The organism is Ruminococcus sp. BSD2780120874_150323_B10 (assembly GCF_015553695.1).
Classification (GTDB): Bacteria; Bacillota; Clostridia; order Oscillospirales; family Acutalibacteraceae; genus Ruminococcoides; species Ruminococcoides intestinale_A.
Map to the genome: position 1 here is coordinate 1 of NZ_JADNHD010000033.1, position 5,779 is coordinate 5,779.

At 39.4% G+C, this 5,779-nt stretch carries 4 protein-coding genes; 3 read left to right on the forward strand and 1 reads right to left on the reverse strand.

Going from position 1 to position 5,779, the window contains the following annotated elements; genetic code table 11:
* Window positions 1–100: 100 nt before the first annotated feature.
* Window positions 101–490, reverse strand: a complete 390-nt coding sequence (locus tag I2E21_RS11995; RefSeq protein ID WP_022234129.1) for a metal-dependent transcriptional regulator — start codon at window positions 488–490, stop codon at window positions 101–103.
* 258 nt (window positions 491–748) lie between these two features.
* Here I2E21_RS11995 and I2E21_RS12000 point away from each other — a divergent pair, with 258 nt between their 5' ends.
* The 3 genes from I2E21_RS12000 (at window position 749) to I2E21_RS12390 (ending at window position 5,587) form a co-directional block, all read left to right on the forward strand.
* Window positions 749–1,270: a peptidylprolyl isomerase gene (locus I2E21_RS12000; protein ID WP_022234130.1), complete on the forward strand. Its 522-nt coding sequence runs from the start codon at window positions 749–751 to the stop codon at window positions 1,268–1,270.
* A gap of 33 nt (window positions 1,271–1,303) precedes the next feature.
* Complete coding sequence (galE, locus tag I2E21_RS12005) at window positions 1,304–2,314, forward strand: UDP-glucose 4-epimerase GalE (RefSeq protein ID WP_186935913.1); 1,011 nt, start codon at window positions 1,304–1,306, stop codon at window positions 2,312–2,314.
* Between the two features lie 156 nt (window positions 2,315–2,470).
* On the forward strand, window positions 2,471–5,587 hold the full coding sequence (locus I2E21_RS12390) for a hypothetical protein (protein ID WP_243240643.1): 3,117 nt from the start codon (window positions 2,471–2,473) through the stop codon (window positions 5,585–5,587).
* Window positions 5,588–5,779 lie beyond the last annotated feature (192 nt).

Consider the following 5,779-nt stretch of genomic DNA (forward strand, 5'->3'; position numbering starts at 1 on the left):
TGCCTTAGTTGCATAACAAAAGCGTAGCAGCTAAAAGCCACTACGCTTTCAAATCTAACTTTTGGGGGTCACCACATAATAATGACTGCTGTTTATTTTATCAGTTATTTGTTTTATCGGCTAAAATTCCCGATAGCTTTTTTAATGCCATAAAACTCTCTTCGCTTATATCGTGCTCGATTTTACATGAATCTTCATAAGCGGTTTCTTCGCTTACACCGAGAGAAATTAAAAGTTCGGCTATATAATTATGCTTTTCAAGAATTTTCTGCGCAATATTCATTCCGCTTTCGGTAAGGGTGATATAACCCTCGCTGTCCATAAGAATGTAATCGTTTTCTCTTAGCTTTTTCATGGCAACGCTTACGCTTGGCTTTGAAAAACCGAGAAGATTTACTATGTCGATAGAACGAACGCATCCTCTTTTTTGTTTAATTAAAAGTATAGCCTCGAGGTAATCTTCGGCTGACTTGTGGACTGATAATGACAATAAAAACACTCCTTGAACAATGATAATATTAATGTTCAATCCCTTAATACATAAAATTAATAAAATATTACAAAAAGATTATATAACTATTTTATTTATTGTATCATATTTTTATTAAAAAGTAAAGTTATTAAATTTTATTATTAAATATTTTTAAGTATAAAAATTCACTTGATATTTTTGGTGATTTAGCGTAAAATGTAAGGCAAAGGCCAGTATATAAATTTATTTGTAATATAAAATGAAAGGACGATTTTTATGTCACAAAATCCTGTAGTTACTATTGAGATGGAGAACGGCTCTGTTATTAAAGCCGAGCTTTATCCCGAAATTGCGCCAAATACAGTTAATAATTTTCTTAGCCTTGTAAATAATGGCTATTATGACGGACTTACTTTTCACAGAGTTATTTACGGTTTTATGATTCAGGGCGGTTGTCCTGATGGAACAGGTATGGGTGGCCCCGGTTACTCAATTAAAGGCGAATTTGCTGTTAACGGCTTTGAAAATAACCTCAAGCACACAGAGGGCGTACTTTCTATGGCTCGTTCAATGATGCCTGACTCTGCAGGTTCACAGTTCTTTATTATGCATAAAAATGCTCCTCATCTTGACGGACAGTATGCAGCATTCGGTAAAGTAATTGAGGGTATGGATGTTGTAAACCGGATTGCCGAGTGCGATACTGACTTTGCAGATAAACCTCTTGACGCACAGGTTATGAAAAAGGTGACAGCCGAAACATTCGGTGTTGAGTATCCTGAACCTGAAAAGTGCTGACGAATATACATTATACATAGAAAGGAAATCACTATGAATGTTTTGCTGACCGGTGGCGCAGGCTACATTGGTACACATACTTGTATTGAACTTATAAATGCAGGCCATACTGTAGTAGTTGCGGATAATTTTTCAAACAGTTCTCCAAAAGCTATTGAGAGGGTAGAGGAGATTACAGGCAAAAAAATTCCGCTTTACAACATTGATGTTTGCGATGTTGAGGCTTTGGACAAACTTTTTGCCGAAAATAAAATTGATGCAGTAATTCACTTTGCAGGTCTTAAGGCAGTAGGCGAGAGCTGCGAAATTCCTGTAGCTTACTACAGAAACAATCTTGATTCAACGCTTGCTTTGCTTGAGGTTATGAAGAAATATTCAGTAGCAAACTTTGTATTCAGCTCATCCGCTACTGTATATGGTATTCCAAAGAGTGTTCCGCTTGTTGAAACAATGCCTACAGGCTGTACAAACCCTTACGGTTGGACAAAGCTTATGAATGAGCAGATTCTTACAGACGCAGCAAAGGCTGACAGCAACCTTTCCGTAGTTCTTTTAAGATATTTCAATCCGATCGGTGCTCACGAAAGCGGTAGAATCGGCGAAAATCCTAACGGTATTCCAAACAACCTTATGCCTTATATTACACAGGTTGCTGCAGGCAGACTTAAAAGACTCGGTGTGTTTGGTAATGACTATCCTACACATGACGGCACAGGTGTAAGAGATTATATCCATGTTGTGGATCTTGCAAAAGGTCATGTAAAAGCTATTGATTATGCCGAACAGCACAAGGGCACAGAGATATTTAACCTTGGCACAGGTACAGGCTACAGCGTGCTTGATATTGTTAAGGCATTCAGCAAGGTTAATAATATTGAAATTCCTTATGATATAAAGCCGAGAAGAGCGGGCGATATAGCAGAATGTTACGCCGATCCGACAAAAGCATATGAAATTCTCGGTTGGAAAGCCGAAAAAAATCTTGAAGATATGTGCCGTGACTCTTGGAACTGGCAATTTCATAATATTAATGGTTACGAATGACCGAAAAAACAATCTTGTTTTTGTGCAATTAACCAAAATAACACAAATTTATAAAAATAACTCTCCAAAGTGTCAAAATCATTTGACTTTTGGGGAGTTTATATTATATAATAGTATAGCTTATAGAAGCATTATTATTAAAGGAGGAAAAAGAAAATGTTCAAAAAAGCATTAAGCCTTGTTGTCTCTCTGATGCTTATGGTAACTTCATTGTCATTTGCAGCAATTTCAGTTTCTGCTGCAGATACAACATATGTAGTTGCCGGCGCAGAAGAACTTTGCGGCGTTTTATGGAAGGGCAGCCCAGAAGAAGCTCCTGCAAATGTTATGACAGACAATGGCGACGGTACTTACACAAAAGTATTTACCAATGTTCAGCCGGCATCAGGTCTTACACTTAAGGTTGTAGAAAATGGTGCTGACGGTTCACAGAACTGGATTGGCGACGCAACAGGCAATAACATTACATTTAATGTAACTGTTGCAAGTGATGTAACAGTAAAATTTGATTCTTCTACTAAAGAAATCACTGTTACAGGCGACGGCGTTCAGTTTGTAACAAATCTCGATATCAAGAGCATCAATGCTGTTGGTAACGGCGATCCTGAAGATGCAGCTTGGTTAAACGGTGTAGCTTGGGATCCTGCAGCTAACCCTATGACAGAAGTTTCAGAAAAAGTTTATGAGATTACATTCAAGAATGTATCTAAGTTCGACAACTATCAGGTTAAGTTTGCCGCTAACGGCGGATGGACTGACAGTTGGGGCAGTGCAGCGGAAAACTTCACACCTGAATCAGGCGTAGAGTTTGACGCAGCATATAACGGAGAGAACCTTACCGTTAATGTTCCTTATGAATTTGCTGATGTAACACTCAAGCTCGACCTTACAAACTTCGACTATGCTACAAAGGCCGGTGCTAAGGCAACCGTTACAGTAACTGAAGTGTCAACTCCTGCTGAAACAACAGAAATTGCTACAACAGAAGCAACAACTGCTCCTGCTACACAGGCAACAGCTGCTCCGGAGAAAGCACCTCTTACAGTAAATGCAACATCTAATGTATTCTCAACAGCAAAAGCAGAATACAACAGCGAAACAAAGCAGGTAACAGTATGCTACTATCTTGGTACAAATTGTGACCTTGTAAACCTCGAATGGTACTTCACATATGACAGTAACATATTTGAGGTAAACAACAAGAACAACCTTGATTCAACAGGTAAGAAACTTGGTATTATGCCACAGATTACAAGCAGTTCTGTAATCAACACAAGTATCCCCGGCAAGGTAAACGCCAACTCTTCTGACCTTGGCCTTTACACAATTGATGCAAAGGTTCCGTTTATTAAGATTGTTTTAGATGTAAAGGGTAATCCTGAAAATGTTGAAACAAATGTAAACCTTAATGTAAGAGTTCTTACAAAGGGCGAAATGGACTTTAATACAATGAGAGTTGATCCTGATACAATGGTATCATTCGTACTGGAGTATAAAATAGTAGATCCTTCATATATTGTTTCTGCTGAAACAAAACTCACAGAGTCAACATTTGTTCCATCGACAGAGTCAACAGAAGCTCCTGAAACAACAGTTCCTGAAACAACAGTTCCAGAAACAACAGTTCCTGAAACTACAGTTCCGGAAACAACAGTTCCTGAAACTACAGAAGAAGTTCCTGCTGGTGCTCTTACTGTAAATGCTACTTCTAACTTATTCCCTGCATCATCTAATGTTGTTGCAGGTGACGAAGAGTATGTAACAGTAACTTATTACTTTGAGTCAGAGAAGAATGTTCTTAACGCAGACTTCAACCTTACTTATGACCCAACAATGCTCGCTCTTGACAGTGTTATGACTCCTTACACAAACGGTGTAGTAGTAAACTCTGCAACAGCAGGCAAGGTTTATGGTAATATGTCAAGCCTTGAGCTTTACAATTTCAACCAGAAGACACCATTTGTTTCAGTTGTATTCAAGAAACTTGGTCTTGGCGAAACAGATGTAAACCTCACAGTTGATAACCTTACACTCTCACTTGCAAACGCTGAGGGCGTAACAGACGAGGCTCAGGAAGAGGGTCTTGTAAGAGATGGCGTTCTTGCTGAAACATCAACAAAATATTCAGTTGAAACTGAAATTCAGGCAGGTAAAGTTACACCTGTTGTTCCAACAACAGCTGAACCAACAACAGCTCCTGCTCCTGCAGGTTCAACATATGTTGTAGCAGGTTCAGAAGAACTTTGCGGTGTTTTATGGAAGGGTAGCCCGGAAGAAGCTCCTGAAAATGTTATGACAGATAACGGCGACGGTACATACACTAAGGTATTTACCGATGTTCAGATTGCTGATTCACTTCAGATTAAGGTTGTAGAAAATACAGCTGATGGCGGTCAGAATTGGATCGGTGATAACGGCGGAGACAACAATATAACCTTTAATGTTCTTGCCGCTTGTGATGTAACAGTTACATATGACAGCAATACACGCAAAATCACTGTTTCAGGTGACGGTGTTCAGATCGTTTCTGATATTGAAATCAAAAGCATGCATGCTGTTGGTAACGGTGACCCTGATGATGAATCATGGTTAAACGGCGTAGCTTGGGATCCAACAGCTAATGAGATGGAGCAGGTTGCAGATAAGGTTTATGAGATTACATATCACAATGTACCTGAGTTTGACAACTACCAGGTTAAGTTCGCAGCTAACGGCAAGTGGGCTGACAGCTGGGGCGGTGCAGAAGAGGGCTTCACACCTGAATCCGGCGTTGCATTTGACGCTGTATACAACGGTCAGAACCTCACTGTAAATGTACCATATGAATTTGCTGATGTAACACTCAGAATTGACCTTTCAAACTTCAACTATGCTACAAAGCTTGGCGCAGTTGCTACAGTAACTGTAACAGAAGCTTCTCAAGCACCATCAACAGTTCCGACATCAACAGTTCCGACATCAACAGTTCCGACAACAACTGTTCCGGCATCAACAGTTCCGACAACAACAGTTCCGGCAACAACAATTGCACAGAATACAACAACACCTAATACAACTCTTGCTCCTGCAACAGAAGATGCAACATCTTCAACAGGCGCAACAGTTAAGCCGGGTACAGCCGATACAGCTAACAACGGTAACAATGGCAACAATACAGCCAATAACAACAATGGTACAGTTAAGACAGGTAATGCTTCTATGGCAGCAGTTATCCTCCTTGTACTTGTATCAGCTACCGGTGTAGTTTACTTTACCCGCAAGAAGGTTAAATAATCTTTTATAAGCATTAATAAAACTTAGTTTTTTTCACCCTCTGAGAAATCAGAGGGTGTTTTTTGTTTATAATTCAGAAGTCTAAATTATGGTTTAGCAAATTGTTTCGGCAAGTAATTATAAAAGTTTGGTCGACCTTTTCAAAGGTCGTGGGTGTGGGCAAAGCCCACAAATACTTTCCGTTTATGCAAT

What these genes read in the sequence shown, in the direction of transcription:
- I2E21_RS12000 (WP_022234130.1), top strand. Translation starts at nt 749, where the DNA reads ATGTCACAAAATCCTGTAGTTACTATTGAGATGGAGAACGGCTCTGTT.
- galE (WP_186935913.1), top strand. Translation starts at nt 1,304, where the DNA reads ATGAATGTTTTGCTGACCGGTGGCGCAGGCTACATTGGTACACATACT.
- I2E21_RS12390 (WP_243240643.1), top strand. Translation starts at nt 2,471, where the DNA reads ATGTTCAAAAAAGCATTAAGCCTTGTTGTCTCTCTGATGCTTATGGTA.